Genomic DNA, 18,829 nt, shown 5'->3' with positions numbered 1-18,829 from the left:
GGCGGGCTTCGGTCCACCCACAGCGCCTTGAACGAGAGCAAAGAAAATCCGCCGGCTGCGAACGCAGTCCCGGCGGCAGAACATCTACGTTCACAAACCATTCTACGGCGGAAGGAGGGGGCGTAGTCCGCCCAGCGGCGTGAAATCACTCACACGGCGGGTTCTCGCCAGTCATAAATGGATGGGTCGACCGATACGCCGGGTTCTGTCATCCCCTTCCGTTACCGGAAAGAGAGTGGCGGCCATCCATCTACGAACGCCGTTGCCGACGCCCTCCAGCAGCCTACCCGGACACTCGGGCGAGCAGCCCTCAAACGTGTCCTGTCTGGCCTTGCTCCGGGTGGGGTTTACCTAGCCTCCCCGGTCACCCAGGGAGCTGGTGGTCTCTTACACCACCGTTTCACCCTTACCTGCTGCTCCGCGATGAAAATCATCACGCAGCGCAGGCGGTCTTTTCTCTGTGGCACTGGCCTGCGGGTTACCCCGAGTGGGCGTTACCCACCACCCTGCTCTACGGAGCCCGGACGTTCCTCGAGCCACTTTCGTGACGCGCGACCGCCTGGTCGACCCATCCGCCGTCCAGTCTACCGGCGTTGGGACCCGCCAAAGTCCCCGGTAATATCGACGGGTGCTGATTCTGCTGCCGCCTTCCGAAGGCAAGACCCCCGCCCCCAAAGGTCCCGTCATCGAGTGGGAGTCGCTGAGCTTTCCCGAGCTGAATCCCTACCGGGCAAAAGTGCTCGAGGCCCTGGGCACAGTGAGCGCACACGAGGATGCACTTTCACTGCTGGGCGTCGGCGCCTCGTTGCGGGGCGACATCGAACGTAACACCCGGCTCCATACCGAACCGGCAGCGCCTGCGCACCAGGTGTATTCGGGGGTTCTCTATGACGCCCTGGGCTATAACAGCATGACGCCGGCCCAGCGCCGTAAGGCCACTGAGTCCATTCTGGTGGTTTCCGCCCTCTGGGGCGCCATCGGCTTTGGCGACCACGTGCCCGCCTACCGGCTGTCCATGGGGACTGCACTGCCCGACGTCGGACGCCTCGCCTCCTACTGGAAGCCGCAGCTTAACGCCGCCCTCGCCTCACGTGCCGAAGGAGAACTCCTGGTGGATTGCCGCTCCAGCACCTATGCCGCTGCTTGGGCTCCCCCGGCGGCGCAGACCGTCAACGTTAATGTGTTCAATGAAGCCAATGGCAAGCGCACAGTGGTGAGCCATTTCGCCAAACACACCCGCGGCGAACTGGCGCGACACTTGCTGACCCGGCGTGGCAAGGCTCCGGCAACCCCGGACCAGCTCCTGAAGGCTGCCGGAGAAGCCTGGACTGCAGAACTCGTAGAAGGCACTGCCCGGAAGCCCCACGCGCTCAACATCATCCTGTCCAGCTGAGTTCAGGCCGGGAAGAGTGAGACCCGGTCAGTTCCAGTCGGCCGAACGGACCAGGATGACCCCGGAGTCCGGGCAGAAAACAATATCGTCCTCTGCCGCAGCCTTGACCTCGGCGAGGTCGCCAGGGCTGAGCATCATGCCCGAGCCTTCGGATTTGCCGTGGAACAGCCGGGCGGCGCCGACCCCGCGCTTGGCAATGGTCTTCTCGTAAACCGCCAGCAATCCGGCGTCCAGGGTGTCGGCGAACGCTGCCCGCTGTCCCCGAACCACAGTTTCTTCGGCGGCAATCTCGGCTATGGCTTCATCCAGTTCAGCACGGATGCTGCCGAATGAGCCCTGGATGTCGTCAACGATCGACTGCTGTGCGGCCTGACGCTCGCGCAGAGTATCCAAGCGCTCCAGGATTTCGAGCTCCACGTCTTCAAGGTCAGAGCGGCGCTTGCTCAGTGAGGCAATGTCGCTTTGGAGCGCCACCAGATCCTTGGACAGGCCGGTGCCGCTGTTGAGCCGGGTCTCGTCACGTTCAATCCGGGTGGCTACCTGCTCCACGTCGGCTTCCGCCCGGCGAAGTTCGGCCTCGGCGTCATGGACGGCAACTTTGGCTGCTCCGAGTTCGCCGTTGGCCACGTTCAGCGCATCCGTGAGGTCCGTGATCCGGGGATCTGTCTCCAGGACTTTCCGGCGGCCGGCCAGTGACTTCAGCTTGGCATCCAGCCCCTGCAGTTCAAGCAATTTCAATTGTTCTGCCGGTGCTGCTTTCGCCACGCTTACCTCCGCTTATCGCTGCCGGGCCTGGAGATCAGTTCCGGCCGGACTTGCCCCATTCTGTTGAGGCTGTCCGTATCCTTCTAGACTCTAGTCCCCGCCGGGAGTGAGTATGAAGTCCCAGGGATCACTGTTGGTGCTGCTGACACGGATCTCGACGTCGTAGCCTTGGTCCGCGAGCACGTTGCCCAGCGCTTCTGCGGCGGCAGGCAGCCACAGCCACTCGCTGGCAAAGTGTGAAACGTCGATCAGGTACGGCCGGCCATTGCTTGCACCCTCACGGGCTTCCGAGGCCGGGTGGTGGCGCATGTCTGCGGTCACGTATACGTCGGCATGGCTGGCACGAACGGCGTCGAACAAGCTGTCGCCGGCGCCACCGCAGACGGCAACCCGCCGCACCAGCCCGTCCTTGTCTCCGGCGACGCGGACGCCGCCGGCCACTGCAGGCAGCATTTCGAAGACCCTCGCCGCGAAATCACCGAGCGTGATGAGTTCCGGAAGGTCACCCACGCGGCCGATGCCCTCTTCAGGCAAGCCGTTGGCAGCCGGAGTCAGCGGCTCCACGTTTTCCAGTCCGAAGGCGTCGGCCAGGACGTCCGACACTCCCCCGACTGCGGAGTCGCCGTTGGTATGGACGGTCAGAAGGCCCGTTCCGGCCTCGATCAACCGGTGCACCGCCATGCCCTTGGCAGAGGTGGCGGCCACGGAGTTCACCCCTCTAAGGAGCAAAGGGTGGTGAGTGATCAGCAGACCGGCGCCCCACTCAATGGCTTCGTCAATGACAGCCAACGTGGGGTCTACGGCAAAGAGGACCTTGGTCACCGGGACGTTGGGGCGTCCCACAACCAAGCCAACTTCGTCCCATTCCTCGGCCAGTGACTCGGGCCAGAGCTCTTCAACAGCAAGCAACACCTGGCCAAGCGTGGGATCTCCGCCGGCGTCAACTGTTTCGTCCTCTTCAACTGTTTGGTCATCATCGACCGAATCCGCATCAGAAATACCGGTGTTTACTGCTTCCATGCTCCTATTCTTCCCTACTTCTTCCCTGCCACGGCGGATATGGCAGTTCCGCCACCCGAAGACCTGCCGGGTGCCGTAATTCTCCCGTAAGGTGAAGCGGGAATCATCAAGCCCTCCGATCCATTGAAGAGAACATGAAAACTTTCGTACTTGGCGGTGGCTGCTTTTGGTGCCTGGACGCCGTTTACCAGAAAACCCGCGGTGTCAGCTCGGTTGTTTCGGGCTACACGGGCGGCCACGTCCGCGATCCCGACTATTACCAGGTCTGCTCAGGTACTACGGGCCATGCCGAAGTGGTGGCAGTAACCTTCGACGAAACCGTGGTCCCCGAGGAGGTCATTCTGGACATGTTCTTTGCCCTGCACGACCCCACCACGCTGAACCGGCAAGGCTATGACGTGGGTACCCAGTACAGGTCGTCGATGTTCTACACCACCACGGAAGAGAAAGTGCTGTTCGAGGAAGCCATCGAGCGCGCCCAGGCACTCTGGCCGGATCCAATTGTGACGGAGGTCAGCCGTCTGCCTGAGTTCCACGAGGCCGAGGAAGTCCACCAGAATTACTACGCCAAATTCCCCTACCAGGGATACTGCCAGGTGATTATTAACCCGAAGCTGGCCAAGGCCCGGAAATATTACTCTGCATGGCTTACTGCTTAGCGGTGTTTCGATCCGGCTGGTTAGGCTGACCTCAGCATTCCCTCTTCAGAGATAGGCGTAATTTTCATGGCTAGGATCTACGACGACGTCACGCAACTGGTCGGCCGCACACCGCTGGTCCGCTTGAACCGGCTTACCGAAGGCCTTGACGCCACGGTTGCCGTCAAACTTGAGTTCTACAACCCGGCCAACAGCGTCAAGGACCGCATCGGTGTGGCCATCATTGACGCTGCCGAGAAGTCCGGCGCCTTGAAGCCCGGCGGAACCATCGTCGAAGGTACCTCCGGCAACACCGGCATCGCTCTTGCCTTGGTGGGCGCAGCTCGCGGCTACAAGGTCATCCTGACCATGCCGGAGACCATGTCCACCGAGCGCCGCGTCATGCTGCGCGCCTACGGCGCCGAAATCGTCCTCACGCCCGGATCCGAAGGCATGCGCGGCGCGGTGGAGAAGGCCCAGGAAATCGTCGCCAACACGGAGAACTCCATTTGGGCGCAGCAGTTCGCCAATGAGGCCAACCCGGCGATCCACCGCACCACCACTGCCGAGGAAGTCTGGGAAGACACCGACGGTGAAGTGGACATCTTTGTTGCAGGCGTGGGCACCGGAGGCACCATCACCGGCGTCGGGCAGGTCCTCAAGGAACGCAAGCCGGGCGTGCAGATCGTAGCTATCGAACCCAAGGACTCCGCGATCCTGAACGGTGGCGCTCCGGGTCCCCACAAGATCCAGGGAATCGGCGCCAACTTTGTTCCGGAAATCCTGGACACCAACGTTTACGACGAAGTCCTGGACGCCACGCTGGAAGATTCCGTTCGTGTTGCCCGTGAACTCGGCGCCCGTGAAGGCATCCTCGGTGGCATCTCCTCCGGTGCCATCGTGTGGGGTGCCCTTGAGCTGGCCAAGCGTCCCGAGAACGCCGGCAAGTTGATTGTTGCTGTCGTCTGCGACTTTGGAGAGCGTTACATCTCCACAGTGCTGTTCGACGACATCCGGGGCTGAGACACCGCCCGCAATCCTTCATTTCCTGTAGAAAGGTCTTTGTGAGCTTCTTCGCAAGGCTTAAGGAAGACCTCGATGCCGCCCGGTCACACGACCCGGCGGCTCGAGGCTCTTTCGAGAACTTTTTCGCATATTCCGGCCTGCACGCCATATGGGCCCACCGAGTGACGCACCGCCTGTGGCAGAATCCGGCGTTCCGTTTTCCGGCGCGCCTGATCTCCCAGCTGGCCAGGTTCCTGACGGGCATCGAGATCCATCCTGGTGCCACCATTGGCCGCCGGTTCTTCATCGACCACGGAATGGGCGTCGTGATCGGAGAAACCGCCGAAATCGGCGAGGACGTGATGATCTATCACGGCGTAACACTCGGCGGACGTTCGCTGGCCAAGGTCAAGCGGCACCCCACCATCGGCGATCGCGTCACCATTGGCGCAGGCGCAAAAGTCCTGGGTCCCATCACCATCGGTGCCGGCAGCGCAATCGGTGCCAACGCCGTGGTGGTCAAGGACGCACCACCGGAATCCATCATCACGGGCATTCCTGCCACTTGGCGGCACCGCGACGCGAAGTCCGAAACAAAACCCGCCGTGGATCCCGCGGAGTACTACATCGAATACCGGATCTAGCCCGCCAGCCTTCTGTAGAAATTCCAGAAGACAGCATCGAACGCACGGTCAGGAAGAATCCTTCGCATCGCCAGGACGCTCCAGGCTCCCCTTCCCACCGGGTAGCGGGTCCTGGGGCGTTTTGCCGTCGCGGCTCGAACGATGGCGTTGGCAACAACCCGTGACGGGGTCGACAACACGTGGCCCTCTCCTGATGTTGACGCCAAAGCAGCAGCCACCACATGCGCCTGCTGCTGATAAGGCCCGTCTCCGGACATAGCCAGCAAGCTCTCTCCCGCAATGGTGCCCCATTCACTGTTGGTCCCTGAAGGTTCGATGATCACGACGTCGATGCCGTGCGGCTTCAGTTCCAGGCGCAGGGCATCGCTCATACCTTCGACGGCGAATTTGGTTCCGTGGTACCAGGCGCCCAATGGCTCGTAGATTTTTCCGCCTATGGACGTGACATTGATGATCCTGCCGGAGCCGGCGGCCCGCATCCCTGGGATCACGAGCTGGGTCATCCTGGCCAGGCCCATGACGTTGACGTCGAATTGACGCCTGCCCTCGGCCAACGGTACTTCCTCGAGGGATCCGTAGGAGCCATAACCTGCGTTGTTGACCAGCACATCGATGTGCCCGTGGGCCGCTTCCACCAGCGCCACCGCCGACGCCATGGATTCCTCCGAGGTGACATCCAAGGACATGACCGTGATGCCGTGGGGTTTCAGTGGTTCCATCTTCTCCACGCGGCGCGCGCCGGCGTAGACCGTGAACCCGGCCGCCCTCAGGGCGACGGCTGTGTCAAAGCCAATTCCTGTGGAGGCCCCGGTGACCATCGCAATACGGGATGCCATGGCGATTCTCCTTCTTTCGCGTACGGCAAAGGCCGGCCCTCCCCAGCTTAACGGGGATGGACCGGCCTTTGACGGGACGGTGATGCTAGTGGGTGTCGACCGCCGAGATCTCGGACTTGTCTTCGCCCCACAGTGTGTGGAACGTACCGTCGGTGTCCACACGGCCGTAGGTGTGTGCTCCGAAGAGGTCGCGCTGGCCCTGGATCAGTGCAGCGGCCACGCGCTTGCGGCGCAGGCCATCGTAGTAGGCCAGCGAGGAGGAGAACACCGGTACCGGGATGCCCAACTGGACTGCGGTAGCTACCACACGGCGCCACGCCGGGAGTGCCTCGGCGATGGCCTTGGTGAACGCCGGGGCGAACAGCAGGTTGGCGGGCTTCTCTTCTGCGGCGTAGGCCTTGGTGATGTCCTTGAGCAGTTCTGCACGGATGATGCAGCCTGCACGCCAAAGCGAAGCAATCTCATCCAGCTTGAGGTCCCAGCCGTACTCCTTGGCTGCTGAAGTCAGCATGTCAAGGCCCTGGGCGTAGGAGACCAGCTTGGAGGCGTACAGTGCCTGACGGACGTCCTCGACGAAGGTCTCGGGGATTTCCACGGAGGCCTCTTCACCGGCGAGCAGTTCCTGGCCAAGCTTGCGCTGCTCGGTCTGGGAGGACAATGCGCGGGCGAAGACGGACTCGGCGATGCCGGAGACCGGGGAGCCGAGTTCCAGGGCGGAGATGACCGTCCAGCGGCCCGTGCCCTTCTGGCCTGCAGCATCGACGACGACGTCCACGAACGGCTTGCCCGTCTTGGCGTCAACGTGTCCCAGGACCTCAGCGGAAATTTCGATCAGGAAGGAGGACAGATCGCCCTTGTTCCATTCTGCGAAGATCTTGGACTGCTCGGCGGGCTCGATGCCTGCACCGGAGCGGAGGAGGTCGAATGCTTCACCGATGACCTGCATGTCGGCGTATTCAATGCCGTTGTGGACCATCTTGACGAAGTGGCCGGCGCCGTCGGTGCCGATCCAGGCGCAGCAAGGTTCGCCGTCGACCTTGGCGGAAATCTTCTCCAGCAGCGGGCCGAGGGCGTCGTAGGACTCGCGGGAGCCGCCGGGCATGATGGACGGGCCGTTCAGGGCGCCTTCTTCGCCACCGGATACACCGACGCCGACGAAGTGGAGGTCCTTCTTTGCCAGCGCGGCTTCGCGGCGGCGGGTGTCCTCATAGTGCGAGTTGCCGGCGTCGATGATGATGTCACCGGCTTCGAGCAGGGGCTCGAGCTGCTCGATCACGTTGTCAACGGGAGCGCCTGCCTTGACCATGATGAGGACGCGACGGGGCTTTTCGAGGGAATCGACGAGTTCCTGCAGCGTTTCCGTGCGGATGAAGTCGCCGTCCGTGCCGTGCTTTTCGAGCAGGGCGTCAGTCTTTTCCACGGAGCGGTTGTGGAGAGCCACGGTGAAGCCGTTGCGGGCGAGGTTGCGGGCCAGGTTGGCGCCCATCACCGCAAGGCCGGTGACACCGATGTGTGCTGACATCAAAACTCCAATTCGTTCGTTACAAACAGTCCTGCCGTGCCCCCCTGGGGGCACGCAGGAAGCGATTTCAAAACCAGGGGCTGTAATAAACCATACGTATTAAAACCTTGGGCGGGAAAGCGGCGCCCACGTTGTGGAAGCTCCCCGCGTCATAAACAGTCTATGATGAGCGCCCGGATCCATCCGTGCATGCGACGCCGGGTCCTGCACGCAGGCGACCCGTGCCCCACTATGCTTACCTCTATGTCAACCAGCCTCCACCACCGCGCCGTTGAGCATTTGGGAACCCGGATTGTGGGGGGCGCCCTGCCAACCGGGCATGTGATGTTGGCAGAGCACTTGGAAGACGAACTCAAGGTGTCCCGCTCGGTGGTCCGGGAGGCTGTGCGCGTCCTACAGTCGCTGGGCCTCGTGGAGACCATCAAGCGAGTAGGCATCCGGGTCCTTCCTGCGCACCGGTGGAATCCTTTCGATCCTTTGGTGATTCGTTGGCGGCTGGCAGGCGAAGGGCGTGGCGCCCAGTTGCGGTCGCTCGCAGAGCTGCGTTCCGCCGTCGAGCCCGTTGCTGCAGAACTTGCCGCAGGCAATGCACCGGAAAGCCTCCGCCAAGAGCTGGTGGGTATTTCTTTGGCCATGAAGGAAGCCGGCGACGCCGGCGATATGGCCAGGTTCCTGGACCTCGACATCCGCTTCCACGCCTTGGTGCTGTCCGGCTCAGGCAATGAAATGTTCGCCAACCTCATTGGCCAGGTCACCGAGACACTCACCGGACGGACGGTGCACGGACTCATGCCTGAACACCCCCAGAAACAAGCATTGCAGTGGCACATGGACGTCGCCCATGCGATCGACGCCGGCGACGGTTCCCTGGCGCGGGACGCGGCAGCGAAGATCATGCGGCAGACCATCGCGGAGCTGGCACCCAGCTGGGATGACCAGCCCCGCGTCTTCGTCCCTGTGTCCAAGAACTAGCCGGCAGCTATCCGAAGTTCAGCAGGACCTTGCCGGACTCGGCGGAGTTCTTGGCTACCTCAAAGGCTTCCAGTCCATGGGCGAGGTCGAATTCGTGCGTCACCACAGGGTCCACAAACAACGACCCATCGGCCAAAGCAGCCATAACATCATCGACTTCGTCATTGAAGCGGAACGAGCCGAGCAGTTCCAGCTCGCGGGTGATTGCCAGGGAGATGAACACCGGTTGAGGTCCTGACGGCAGCAGGCCAACCATCACTACCTTGCCGCCGCGCGTGGCTCCCTTGATGGCCGAGGCCAGTCCGTAGTGGCTTCCCGAGGATTCAATGACGACGTCGGCGTCCACTGCCGCTATGGCCTCCGCTTCATCGCCCTTGAGGACTTCGTCCGCGCCAACAGCACGGGCGATTTCCAACGGCTTGTCATGCATGTCGACGGCGACGATCCTGGCCGCGCCGGCACGCTTGAGGACCGCGACGGCAAGGGCGCCGATCGGGCCGCTGCCGATCACCATGGCCGTCTTTCCCTTGACGTCGCCCGCGCGGGCCACCGCGTGCCATGCAACACTGGCAGGTTCCACGAGCGCAGCGGTGCGAAGGTCCAGGTTTTCCGGCAGCGGGCGGAGCATCCTGGAGGGCAGGTTGGCGTAGCGGCTGAACGCGCCGTCCGTATGCGGATACCGGGCAGCACTGCCCAAGTACGTGCAGCCCGGAGAGAGGTTGGGCCGGTCTTCCGGATACCTGACATCCCCAGGGGCCGGCGTCGCTGGATGTACGGCCACCGGCGTTCCCACGCCAGGGCCGGAACCATTGGCTGCCTGCTGGACCACCACTCCCACAATCTCGTGCCCGAGGACCATGGGCTCTTTGAGGATCGACGCCCCTGCCGCACCATGCAACCAGTAATGAAGATCTGAACCGCAAATCCCGCCGTAGGCAATCTCCACGATCGCTTCCCCGGCAGCCGGTGCGGTCAGTGGGATGTCTTCGATCCGGAGATCGTCCTTGCCATAGGCCACCACAGCGGGGCCGGAAGCCGGAAGAATGATGCCCATCAGACCACCACCGTCATTCCGCCGTCGACGAAGATCGTCTGGCCGTTAACGAAGTTGGACGCCTGGGAGGCAAGCCACACAGTGGGCCCGGCAAGGTCGGCTACAGTCCCCCACCGGTTGGCCGGAGTGCGGCCCAGTATCCAGGAGTTGAAGTCGGAGTCATCCACCAGGTTCTGCGTCATTTCCGTGTGGATGTACCCCGGCGCGATGCCGTTGATCTGCAAACCGGACGCGGCCCACTCAGCAGTCATGGCGCGGGTCAGGTTCCGGAGGCCGCCCTTGGCAGCCACATACGGTGCGATGGTTGGCCGGGCAAGGTCCGTCTGGACCGAACAGATATTGATGATCTTCCCTTGTCCCCGGGGGATCATGTGCCGTGCGGCTTCCCTGCCTACCAGGAATGCACTGGTCAGGTCCGTGGTGATCACCCGGTCCCAGTCCTTGACGTCCAGGTCCAGCATGGGAACGCGGTGTTGGATCCCGGCGTTGTTCACCAGGATCTCCAGTGGGCCAACGTTCTCCTCCACCCAGACAACTCCCGCAGCAGCGGACGCAGCGTCCGTGACGTCGAAGGCGCGGCTGTGCACCCGGGCCGCCGGAAAATCCACCGCCATGGCTTGATGGGCCGCTTCAAGCCGCTCCCGATTGATGCCATTGAGCACAACAGTAGCGCCGGCATCGGCCAGGCCCCTGGCCAACGCGTTACCAATCCCCCTGCTCGAACCAGTGACCAAGGCAACCCGCCCTGTCAGATCAAAAAGTCCACTCATGGTTTGTTCTTCATTCCTTCTGTGGTTGCGCCGGTTCAGTTGGTGTTCGCCGACGCTGCGTGCGCCCGGCTCAGGTTTGCGATGGTTTGGCGGACCACGGCGAGGTCCTGGTCGCCGAGGCCCTGGCGTTTGAGTTCTGCGTAGAGTTCAATCGCGGCTGAAGCCATGGGAACGGCGGAACCAACGGCTTCCGCGCTGGACACCACGAAGCCAAGGTCCTTGTGCATGAACTTGGCCGGACCGGTAGGTGCGTAGTCCTTGGCGGCTAGTCGTGGACCAACGATGTCCAGAACCCGGCTTCCCGCCAGCCCGCCGGACAGGACGTCAAAGAGGGCTCCCACTTCCATACCGGACCGTTCGGCGAGTTCGGCGGCTTCGGCGAGCGCCGCCGTCGTGGTTCCGACAATCAGTTGGTTGCACGCCTTGGCGAGGGACCCTGCTCCCAGTGGTCCCATCCGACGAACGGTGGTCCCCATGGCGCCCAGCAGTGGTTGCAGCGTTTCGAAATCGGATTCGGTGGCTCCAACCATGATGGCCAGTGTCCCGTTTTGCGCGCCGGCTGTGCCTCCACTGACCGGCGCGTCCACCACCACTGCGTTACCACTGCTTGCCTCATGAACTGTGTTACCGAATTGCTGTACCGCTGTTGGCGAGACACTGCTCATAATCACGACGGCGGTGCCTGGCTTTGGCGGTCGGTTCCGCCATGACGCAAGCAGGTCCTCGGCGGCGCCTTCAATGAACGGCAGGTCCGGGAGCATGAAGATGATGGCGTCCTCGTCACGGAGTTCCGCGACGCTTGCTGCGCGATGGACGCCGGACAGGCTGTCAAAGGCGGCATCGGATCGGTTCCAGCCCGTGACGGACCAGCCGGCTTTGGCGATATTGGCGGCCATGGGTGCGCCCATGAGTCCCAGGCCCACGAAGCCCACTCGCTGACTGATCATGGCAGGTAACACCTCACTTCTTTGTGGTCATCTTCAGGAATACTGTTCAATATCCTAGCCGCCATTCAGTATGATGAACACTATGACGACTGATGAACTGACCATCGCCATCGCTGTGCCGCTCGAAGCAGAGCACGTAGAGCTGATCCGCGCTGTAGATCCCTCCGTAACAGTTCTCTACGAACCGGATCTGCTGCCCCCCGAGCGGTTCCCCGCCGATCACGCAGGCGACCCCGGCTTCAAGCGGACGCCCGAGCAGGAGGAGCGCTACTGGTCGCTGCTGAACCGGGCGCAGGTTCTCTACGGCTTCCCCAATGAAAGCCCCGCCGGACTGGCACGCGTCGCGGCCAGCAACCCACACCTGCAGTGGATCCACGCCATGGCCGCCGGCGCAGGCGGAGCGGTTAAAGCCTCAGGTCTGGACACCGAGTCCCTGCAGAAGTTCCGCGTCACCACATCCGCAGGCGTCCACGCGCTACCACTGGCAGAGTTCTCCGCGTTCGGCATCCTCAACGGATTCAAGCGCAGCGCAGAGATGGCACAAGACCAAGCCGCCAAGTTCTGGCCCGAGCTCCGCACTCCCACCAAATTGGCCAACGGCTCCAAGGTGGTCATTGCCGGTCTCGGCGAGATCGGCATGGAGACGGCACGCATCGCACGCGCCCTGGGCATGAAAGTCAGCGGAACCAAGCGCAACGTCGAAGCCATCGACGGAATAGAGGAGGTCACCGGCAACGACGGACTCCCTGGACTGCTGGCAGACGCTGACGCAGTGGTCAACACCCTTCCCGGTACTCCTTACACGGAGAAGCTGTTCAACAGGGACATTTTCGCCGCCATGAAGCCCGGCACCGTCTTCGTTAACGTAGGCCGCGGAACAGTGGTGGATGAGGACGCGTTGCTCGAAGCACTCGACAACGGTCAGGTCTCCTACGCTTGCCTTGATGTCTTCGCCGTGGAGCCGCTCCCCCAGGACAGCCCCCTGTGGAGCCATCCCCGGGTACTGGTGTCTCCGCACACCTCCGCCCTGAGCTCTGCGGAGAACCGCCTCATCGCCGAACGGTTCTGCAGCAACCTTCGCACGTTCCTGGCCGGCGGCGAACTGCCCCACCTGGTGGATCCCGTCCACTTCTACTAGGCCTTAATTCTCCATCTGCGGTTCGTGCAGGGCGCGGCCAGGGACTGCCCCCCGGCCGCGCCCTTGTTTTGCCGTCGAACAGCAGTAGAGTCGCCGCATGAGGTCAGCTGAAGGCTCCCACCGGACCACCGTGCGCTTGTTTCCGGACTACGGAGATACGGTGCTGTGGCTGGATGTCCCCATCAGTTATGAGGTCACCGGCCTTACGGAAAGCCTGGTGCATGAGCTGCAGGACTGGGAACAGTTCTACTACGAGTCATTGACACGTGATTTCACCTGGAAGTCAGCGGACAGCGCAGTCAGATACGCCTCTGAAGGTCATCGCCTGGCACAGCGCGTGGCGGACGAACTCGGCGACGGCTATGAAATCGTGTTCAGATCCTATGGTGAAAACGCCCAAACACACCGGTTCCGGGGCACCAGGGTCCCCAACCCGCAGGCAGTTGCTGCCTTCGATGCCCTTGTAGCTGCGGCGCACGCAGAAAAAGACAGAATCGCGCTTGCTTTAGCCGACGCCCCTCCCGGAACAGGCACAGGATGGTTCGCCTCTGCTCCTGGGTCTGGCAGCATTTTCAAGCCGACGCAAGCGAAACAGGTATAGTACGGCAAGCGCCGGCTCCCGACGCAAACGCCGTGTGGCACCCTCCACCTGGAGGGTGCCACACGGCGTTTGTGATGCCGGGACGCTACTTGGCGTCTTCGGTGCTGACCAGGTCTCGGCCCGCCGTCTCCGGAGTGAAGAAGGTGGTGACGAAGGAGATGAGCGCCAGGACCAGGGAGTAGATGGCCAGCACCCACCACGAGTGGTCGGTGGCCGCCAGCATGAGCGCACCCAGCAGGGGTGCGAGCCCGCCGGCCAGGACGGCTGAGATTTCCCGGCTCATGGCCACGCCGGTAAAGCGGTACTGGGAGCCGAACAGTTCAGGCAGCAGCGGGCACTGGGGGCCAAGCATCGACTGGACGCCGATGGCGATGCCCACTGACATGACAACCCACACCAGAGTGACGTTGCCCAAGGTGACCAGGTAGAAGGCAGGGATCGCAATGATGGCTTGGAACAAGGCGCCGTAGCGGTACACCGGAACGCGGCCGAACTTATCGGACAGCGCGCCGAACGTCACCACCAGGACGGCAGCGAAACCTGCGGCGATCAGCAAGCCCACGGGACCGATCGAATTGTTCCCGGCGAAAACGCCTGCCGGCATGCTCATGAACGACACCAACAGGGCCGAGTAGATGGACGAGTTACCGTTTTCGCCCATACGGAGCCCAATGCCCAAGAGCACATTCTTCTTGGAGTGCTTCCACAGCGCACTGATGGGGTTCTTGACCACATTCTTGTGCTTCTCCAACTCCTGGAAGGCAGGCGTTTCCTTGAGCTTGAGCCGAATGAAGATGGCCACTGCGATCAGGATGAAGCTGGCCAAGAACGGAACGCGCCACAGCCAGCCCTGCAGGACGGCCTTGTCAGCCATGGCAATCACAGCAAAGGTTCCCGCGCCGAGGAGGGTGCCCAGTTGTATGCCCACGAAAGGCAATGATGCGAAGAAACCACGACGACGGCGCGGAGCTACTTCGGAGATCAGCGTGGTGGCACCGGCCTGTTCTGCTCCGGCGCCGAGGCCCTGGATAATCCGCAAGGTCACCAGCAGGACCGCCCCGAGCATTCCGGCCTGTTCGAAGGTCGGAAGCAACCCAATGGCGAAGCTTGCCGTGCCCATCAAGGCAATGGTCAGGATCAGGACCATCTTCCGGCCAAACCTGTCGCCGATGTAGCCAAAGATCAAACCACCGAAAGGTCGCGCCGCGAATCCAACGCCATACGTGGCGAAGGAGGCGATCAGGGCACCCTCCGGCCCCAGGGGAGAAAAGAACAATGGGCCAAAGATCAGCGCGGAAGCCAATCCGTAGATGTAGAAATCGTAGTACTCCAAGGCTGAGCCAACTGAGCTGGCCAAGGTCGCCCTGCGCAGCTGTTCCGGCTCAACAACAGCATCATCAGCATCAGCTGCGAGCCGTGCATTAGTACGAGTTATCACAAGCACTCCCTCAAAATCACCCCAGGCCCCCGTTGGCCCGGCGAGATAGCGATGGCATCACCGCCAAGATCACTATGATGAACAGCGTACAGCTTGTTGAACTCGCTGCCAAGGTTGTAATCAGATTTATTTAGAGAGTTCCCGAGAGTTACGGAGATTAGCCCATCGGGTTCCCGAGTGATCGCGCCAACTCCTTGAGCTCCTTGACCATCAAGGCTCCCTGCTCCTCGGAGTAGGTGGCCTTCAGCGCAGTCACCGAAAGTCCCAAACTGGGACCGTGTGCTCCATGGGTAGGCACAGGCACGGCGAGGCAGACCACACCCACCGTCGACTCCTCATCTTCGAAGGCGAACCCCTGCTTCCGGATGGCTGCAATTTGGGACTTGAGCTCCTCAGCGGTGCGAAGTGAGTTGGCAGTCATGACCGGAAGTTCCATGCCATCAGGGAACATTGACTCAATGTCATGATCATGCAGTTGCGCCAGCAGGGCTTTGCCAACGCTGCATAGGGAGACCGGCATCTTGTCGCCAATATTGGAGGTCAGCCTCACCGCAGGATGCCCCTCATAGCGGGCCAGATAGATGACGTGGTCGCCGTCGAGCATGGCGATGCGTACCGTCTCACCAGAGAGGGTAGGCGCTTGCTCGCAATACTTGTAGAACTCCTGCACCTCATCGAGTCGGCTCAGGTAGGCGGCGCCGAGCTCCACCAGTTTCCGCCCCAAGGCAAAGTCCGCGCCCTGCCTGGTAATAAGGCGTGCTTCTTCGAGCGCCAGCAAGAGATTGGACGTGGACGATTTGGGGATGCCAAGTTCCCGGGAAAGATCACTCAGTGTCAGCCGACCCGACGGAGATCCTGCCAGCGCCTCAAGAACCGCTGCTGCGCGGGTCACGGCAGGCGCAGGCGACGAAGCGCCCAGCCCCTCGGAACGGGTGGTGCGGGAATCGGCCATGATTCTCCTTCGTCAGAACTCTCATCGCGTTCATTCAGCTGAACACTTCCCATCATAGTGTCACCCCGCTGCCACCATGAGGCATGACCCCAGCGGATCTTCGACACGTTCCGGCCGTTTTGGCATGCCCGGCTTTCCAAACCCAAGAGTTCTCTGTATATTCATCTTCGAGCTCTCCACCGCGGCATCCCCCAATAGTCGCGGTGGAGAGCTCATCCATTTCGCGTGACACCTAGGCCGCGGCCATTTCTTCGCCCCTGAGGCACCAACCTCCTCCGGCACCGTCCCGCACCAGCTCCCACGTAGCAATGCCGGACCGGAGATTGTTTCCCAATCGAACCTGGACCTGCCAGATCTCCACGTCTACTCGGCCTTGCCCCCTCGGCATTCGCCGTGACTGCTCCCACCATGGGACGCGCTCAAACCAGCGCACAGGCTCTACTACGATCCGCCATTCCCGATCGCCTCTTACGACCACCGCTGGCGTGCCCTGCGTGCTGCTGCGGATATATACGTGCTCCATGGGAAGAACCCTAGAAGCGGGCCCTGACATTAAAGGCATGTAAAGAACGCGGCCTTTGAACGAAAAAACCCCGCCACTGCCAGCCAAAAGGCTTGGAGTGACGGGGTTTTGATCGGTGGGTCCTACCGGGATCGAACCGATGACATCCACGGTGTAAACGTGGCGCTCTACCAGCTGAGCTAAAGACCCATGGTGCGGTTTCAGTGCCTCAGCGCTTCAACCAACGAACAATGACTCTACATGATCAATCGGGAGAAACACCAATCGGGGTCATCGCACGTGGAATATCCGGCAAGTTCCGTGCCAAATAGTCCAAGGCGCCGCTGACTCCGAGCTCGAGTTTCAGGGTGGCATAGCTGTCACCCCGGGTAGTTCCCCGATTAATAATGACGACCGGCTTTTCGGCCTTGGCGGCGTGGCGCACGAAGCGCAGCCCGCTCTGCACCGTCAGGGACGAGCCTGCTACGAGGAGTGCCTCCGCTTGATCAACCATGGCGTAGGCGCGCTCAACGCGGTCCTTGGGAACGTTCTCGCCGAAATAGACGAAGTCGGGCTTAAGCGTCCCTCCGCACCTGGGACAAACCGCCATGACGAATGAGGTAATGAGCTCCGGATCCTCAACCGTTGCGTCAGCATCCGGAGCCATTTCCACCAGCCCGGACTCCAAGGCGGCATCAAGGAATCCCGGATTGATCTCCTCAAGGATCGCCGCAATGAGCCGTCTGCTGAAAATATGGCCGCTCTCAAGGCAGACCACCTGGTCAAAGCGTCCGTGCAAATCGACCACGTTGACGCTGCCGGCGTCCTCGTGGAGCCTGTCCACGTTCTGGGTGATGAGGCCTGACAGGAGACCCCTGCGCTCCATCAGCGCGACCGCGGCGTGTCCGGCGTTGGGGTCGGCATGCCTCAAGTGGGACCATCCAAGATGGTTCCGGGCCCAATAGCGCCTGCGGTTGGCCTCGCTGCCGATGAACTCCTGAAAGGTCATGGGATTCCGGGGTGCAGCCCCTGGCCCTCGATAGTCCGGAATACCGGAATCGGTACTGAGCCCGGCGCCGGTCAGCACAGCCAGACGCTTTCCGCCCATGACCCCTACAGCCTGCCTGACGGAGTAAAGCTCCTCAGGATCAAGCACCGCCGCCGGCGCAGGTGCCATGCTGGCAAAACCAGTCATGCCCACGCCGGGCCGGCCGTCACTCATGCTTGCTGCTGACCGAGCGCCGAGAGCGCGAGGCGGTATTCAGCCAAGTTTCTCGCTTGTCCACGTGGATTGACCACGACGTACCGGATGATCCCCGCGGCGTCGATGATGAACGTTCCCCGGAGGGCCATGCCGCTGACGTCGTCGAAAACCCCGTAGGACTTTGCTACCGCACCATGGGGCCAAAAATCGGCCAGCAGGTCAAAGCCATAGCTTTCCTGTTGCGCGTAAGCGCGCAGAGTGAATTTACTGTCCACGGAGACCGCGAGTACCACCGCGTTCGAATTCTCGAACGCCGCAATGTTGTCGCGAATCTCACAAAGTTCACCGGTGCAGATCCCGGAGAACGCGAAGGGGTAGAACACCACAACTACGTTGCGGCCCCGGTAATCCGACAAGCGGACAGGCTCGCCAAACTGGTTTACGAGCTCAAAGTCCGGCGCAGCTTGTCCCGGCTGCGGAACGACCGCAGGAGCCGGCGCCAGTCGGACATCCGTCACTTGTTCTTCTTCGGCACCAGTCGGGTGGCACTCCAGTCTTTCGACACACCGGCAGAGGTGGTGAGGTGCAACCCGGATGTGGGGGCCGCATCCTGGATATCAGCCGGAGAAACATAGTTGTCACGGCCGGACTTAGGGGTCAGCACCCAGACAACTCCGCCTTCCTTCAGCGTGGTAAGCGAATCCATGAGGGCATCAACAAGATCACCGTCGCCATCCCGCCACCAAAAGACAACGGCATCTACTACGTCGTGGTCGTCTTCATCCAACAGCTCAGAGCCCGTCACATCTTCAACGTCATCACGCAAGTCGAAGTCGACGTCGTCGTCGTAGCCGCGCTCCTGAATCAGATCCCCATCTTTGAAACCCATTCGTTCCGCCACATTTACCGATGTGGCGGCGTCGGCCTCGCTCACGTTTCCTCCTTTTGAAGTGACTTCCATTACTAACAGCCAACACCCTTTGGGCGTGTGCTTCAAGCCATTGTCCCTGCCACGGGCCACATTCCGCATTCCCCGGGGTGTTTCGGGGCTGTGACCGTCACGTGCTTTCCGTCACGCAGGCCGGCGGGGTGTGACATACAACGCGCTTCAGGGCCCGCGGCTACGCATCCCAGCGCAGTGAAAGCTAGAGTGGCCATGAGCGCTCTGGCTGCAGGGCGATCGCCCCGCAGAATTCTACTGGGCAGCCAAGCGCTCACAAGACCTGCCCGGCGCATCGGACCGGGCTGTTGAAACCGAAATGTCGCACACGACGCGTTCACGACGGGCAGTTACCCTGCCAGACCTGAGGCGCCGATGCATGCGCCTAAAGGAAGGTTGGACGTGGCTGCAGGAGAAGAGACCTCACACATCCTCAGCGGGTTGACTGCCCAGCTGCCTGATCGTGATCCGGAAGAGACCGCGGAGTG

General features: G+C 61.9%; 19 protein-coding genes, 1 tRNA gene and 1 other RNA gene. 7 read left to right on the top strand and 14 right to left on the bottom strand.

The genetic code is table 11. The annotated features are described in order from the left end of the window. Positions 1–178: 178 nt before the first annotated feature. An RNA gene (rnpB, locus tag ABIE35_RS05430) (RNase P RNA component class A) lies at positions 179–571 on the bottom strand. A gap of 57 nt (positions 572–628) precedes the next feature. Between rnpB and ABIE35_RS05425 the strand changes: the two genes are divergently transcribed. Then, positions 629–1,393 carry a YaaA family protein gene (locus tag ABIE35_RS05425; RefSeq protein WP_354513081.1) on the top strand — a complete coding sequence of 255 codons (765 nt, stop codon included), beginning with the start codon at positions 629–631 and terminating at the stop codon, positions 1,391–1,393. Between the two features lie 27 nt (positions 1,394–1,420). On the opposite strand, the gene ABIE35_RS05420 is transcribed toward ABIE35_RS05425, so the two are convergent. Next, a complete protein-coding gene (locus tag ABIE35_RS05420; RefSeq protein WP_354513079.1) occupies positions 1,421–2,158 on the bottom strand; it encodes a zinc ribbon domain-containing protein in 738 nt (245 codons plus the stop codon). Positions 2,159–2,248: 90 nt separating this feature from the next. Further along, the gene (locus ABIE35_RS05415) at positions 2,249–3,178 is read right to left on the bottom strand and encodes a Nif3-like dinuclear metal center hexameric protein (protein ID WP_354513077.1); all 930 of its coding nucleotides are present in this window, start codon (positions 3,176–3,178) and stop codon (positions 2,249–2,251) included. Between the two features lie 134 nt (positions 3,179–3,312). Here ABIE35_RS05415 and msrA point away from each other — a divergent pair, with 134 nt between their 5' ends. The 3 genes from msrA (at position 3,313) to epsC (ending at position 5,465) form a co-directional block, all read left to right on the top strand. Then, positions 3,313–3,837 (top strand): peptide-methionine (S)-S-oxide reductase MsrA, encoded by a 525-nt coding sequence (msrA, locus tag ABIE35_RS05410; protein ID WP_354513075.1) that lies wholly within the window; start codon positions 3,313–3,315, stop codon positions 3,835–3,837. Positions 3,838–3,903: 66 nt separating this feature from the next. Next, complete coding sequence (gene cysK, locus ABIE35_RS05405; RefSeq protein ID WP_017200618.1) at positions 3,904–4,839, top strand: cysteine synthase A; 936 nt, start codon at positions 3,904–3,906, stop codon at positions 4,837–4,839. Between the two features lie 41 nt (positions 4,840–4,880). Then, positions 4,881–5,465, top strand: coding sequence for a serine O-acetyltransferase EpsC (epsC, locus tag ABIE35_RS05400; protein ID WP_354513072.1), 585 nt, complete (start codon positions 4,881–4,883; stop codon positions 5,463–5,465). Here the strand turns inward: epsC and ABIE35_RS05395 are convergent. Together ABIE35_RS05395 and gnd are read right to left on the bottom strand one after the other, a co-directional pair. Next, positions 5,462–6,301 (bottom strand): oxidoreductase, encoded by an 840-nt coding sequence (locus ABIE35_RS05395; RefSeq protein ID WP_354513070.1) that lies wholly within the window; start codon positions 6,299–6,301, stop codon positions 5,462–5,464. The genes epsC and ABIE35_RS05395 overlap by 4 nt on opposite strands. Positions 6,302–6,386: 85 nt before the next feature. After that, positions 6,387–7,823, bottom strand: coding sequence for an NADP-dependent phosphogluconate dehydrogenase (gnd, locus tag ABIE35_RS05390; protein WP_354513068.1), 1,437 nt, complete (start codon positions 7,821–7,823; stop codon positions 6,387–6,389). A 243-nt stretch (positions 7,824–8,066) separates the two neighbouring features. Between gnd and ABIE35_RS05385 the strand changes: the two genes are divergently transcribed. Next, positions 8,067–8,795: a FadR/GntR family transcriptional regulator gene (locus ABIE35_RS05385; RefSeq protein ID WP_089595337.1), complete on the top strand. Its 729-nt coding sequence runs from the start codon at positions 8,067–8,069 to the stop codon at positions 8,793–8,795. A 7-nt stretch (positions 8,796–8,802) separates the two neighbouring features. Here the strand turns inward: ABIE35_RS05385 and ABIE35_RS05380 are convergent, their stop codons facing one another. From ABIE35_RS05380 to ABIE35_RS05370, 3 genes are read right to left on the bottom strand one after another with little or no spacing between them, the layout of a single operon-like run. Further along, a complete protein-coding gene (locus ABIE35_RS05380) occupies positions 8,803–9,849 on the bottom strand; it encodes an L-idonate 5-dehydrogenase (RefSeq protein ID WP_354513065.1) in 1,047 nt (348 codons plus the stop codon). After that, positions 9,849–10,619 (bottom strand): SDR family oxidoreductase, encoded by a 771-nt coding sequence (locus ABIE35_RS05375; RefSeq protein ID WP_354513063.1) that lies wholly within the window; start codon positions 10,617–10,619, stop codon positions 9,849–9,851. Before ABIE35_RS05375 ends, ABIE35_RS05380 begins: the two co-directional genes overlap by 1 nt. Positions 10,620–10,654: 35 nt before the next feature. Continuing rightward, a complete protein-coding gene (locus tag ABIE35_RS05370; protein ID WP_354513061.1) occupies positions 10,655–11,566 on the bottom strand; it encodes an NAD(P)-dependent oxidoreductase in 912 nt (303 codons plus the stop codon). Positions 11,567–11,636: 70 nt separating this feature from the next. On the opposite strand from ABIE35_RS05370, the gene ABIE35_RS05365 reads away from it, so the two are divergent. Both ABIE35_RS05365 and ABIE35_RS05360 read left to right on the top strand, forming a co-directional pair. Next, positions 11,637–12,704 (top strand): D-2-hydroxyacid dehydrogenase, encoded by a 1,068-nt coding sequence (locus tag ABIE35_RS05365; RefSeq protein ID WP_354513059.1) that lies wholly within the window; start codon positions 11,637–11,639, stop codon positions 12,702–12,704. A gap of 97 nt (positions 12,705–12,801) precedes the next feature. Continuing rightward, positions 12,802–13,305 (top strand): immunity protein CdiI family protein, encoded by a 504-nt coding sequence (locus ABIE35_RS05360; protein WP_354513057.1) that lies wholly within the window; start codon positions 12,802–12,804, stop codon positions 13,303–13,305. A gap of 85 nt (positions 13,306–13,390) precedes the next feature. Here the strand turns inward: ABIE35_RS05360 and ABIE35_RS05355 are convergent, their stop codons facing one another. The 6 genes from ABIE35_RS05355 to ABIE35_RS05330 all read right to left on the bottom strand — a co-directional run bounded on the left by ABIE35_RS05355 (position 13,391) and on the right by ABIE35_RS05330 (position 18,335). Beyond that, entirely contained in the window at positions 13,391–14,749 is a 1,359-nt protein-coding gene (locus ABIE35_RS05355) for an MFS transporter (protein WP_354513055.1), read from the bottom strand. A 151-nt stretch (positions 14,750–14,900) separates the two neighbouring features. Continuing rightward, entirely contained in the window at positions 14,901–15,695 is a 795-nt protein-coding gene (locus tag ABIE35_RS05350) for an IclR family transcriptional regulator (protein ID WP_089595344.1), read from the bottom strand. Between the two features lie 639 nt (positions 15,696–16,334). Then, positions 16,335–16,407, bottom strand: a tRNA-Val gene (locus tag ABIE35_RS05345). Between the two features lie 55 nt (positions 16,408–16,462). Beyond that, complete coding sequence (locus ABIE35_RS05340) at positions 16,463–17,419, bottom strand: NAD-dependent protein deacetylase (protein ID WP_354513053.1); 957 nt, start codon at positions 17,417–17,419, stop codon at positions 16,463–16,465. Next, positions 17,416–17,919: a peroxiredoxin gene (locus ABIE35_RS05335; RefSeq protein ID WP_354513051.1), complete on the bottom strand. Its 504-nt coding sequence runs from the start codon at positions 17,917–17,919 to the stop codon at positions 17,416–17,418. Before ABIE35_RS05335 ends, ABIE35_RS05340 begins: the two co-directional genes overlap by 4 nt. Continuing rightward, a complete protein-coding gene (locus tag ABIE35_RS05330; protein ID WP_089595414.1) occupies positions 17,916–18,335 on the bottom strand; it encodes a DUF3052 domain-containing protein in 420 nt (139 codons plus the stop codon). The genes ABIE35_RS05335 and ABIE35_RS05330 overlap by 4 nt, the downstream gene beginning before the upstream one ends. Positions 18,336–18,829: the final 494 nt, after the last annotated feature.

Source organism: Paenarthrobacter sp. 4246, from assembly GCF_040546855.1.
Classification (GTDB): domain Bacteria; phylum Actinomycetota; class Actinomycetes; order Actinomycetales; family Micrococcaceae; genus Arthrobacter.
Note: the sequence above shows the minus strand (reverse complement) of the source record. Positions and strands in the feature narration are given on the sequence as shown.

Excerpts from the sequence above, each read along its gene's own strand:
- msrA (WP_354513075.1), top strand. The coding sequence starts at position 3,313 with ATGAAAACTTTCGTACTTGGCGGTGGCTGCTTTTGGTGCCTGGACGCC.
- ABIE35_RS05340 (WP_354513053.1), bottom strand. The coding sequence starts at position 17,419 with ATGAGTGACGGCCGGCCCGGCGTGGGCATGACTGGTTTTGCCAGCATG.
- ABIE35_RS05395 (WP_354513070.1), bottom strand. The coding sequence starts at position 6,301 with ATGGCATCCCGTATTGCGATGGTCACCGGGGCCTCCACAGGAATTGGC.
- ABIE35_RS05415 (WP_354513077.1), bottom strand. The coding sequence starts at position 3,178 with ATGGAAGCAGTAAACACCGGTATTTCTGATGCGGATTCGGTCGATGAT.
- ABIE35_RS05375 (WP_354513063.1), bottom strand. The coding sequence starts at position 10,619 with ATGAGTGGACTTTTTGATCTGACAGGGCGGGTTGCCTTGGTCACTGGT.
- gnd (WP_354513068.1), bottom strand. The coding sequence starts at position 7,823 with ATGTCAGCACACATCGGTGTCACCGGCCTTGCGGTGATGGGCGCCAAC.
- ABIE35_RS05350 (WP_089595344.1), bottom strand. The coding sequence starts at position 15,695 with ATGGCCGATTCCCGCACCACCCGTTCCGAGGGGCTGGGCGCTTCGTCG.
- ABIE35_RS05360 (WP_354513057.1), top strand. The coding sequence starts at position 12,802 with ATGAGGTCAGCTGAAGGCTCCCACCGGACCACCGTGCGCTTGTTTCCG.
- ABIE35_RS05380 (WP_354513065.1), bottom strand. The coding sequence starts at position 9,849 with ATGGGCATCATTCTTCCGGCTTCCGGCCCCGCTGTGGTGGCCTATGGC.
- ABIE35_RS05365 (WP_354513059.1), top strand. The coding sequence starts at position 11,637 with ATGATGAACACTATGACGACTGATGAACTGACCATCGCCATCGCTGTG.
- ABIE35_RS05385 (WP_089595337.1), top strand. The coding sequence starts at position 8,067 with ATGTCAACCAGCCTCCACCACCGCGCCGTTGAGCATTTGGGAACCCGG.
- ABIE35_RS05370 (WP_354513061.1), bottom strand. The coding sequence starts at position 11,566 with ATGATCAGTCAGCGAGTGGGCTTCGTGGGCCTGGGACTCATGGGCGCA.
- cysK (WP_017200618.1), top strand. The coding sequence starts at position 3,904 with ATGGCTAGGATCTACGACGACGTCACGCAACTGGTCGGCCGCACACCG.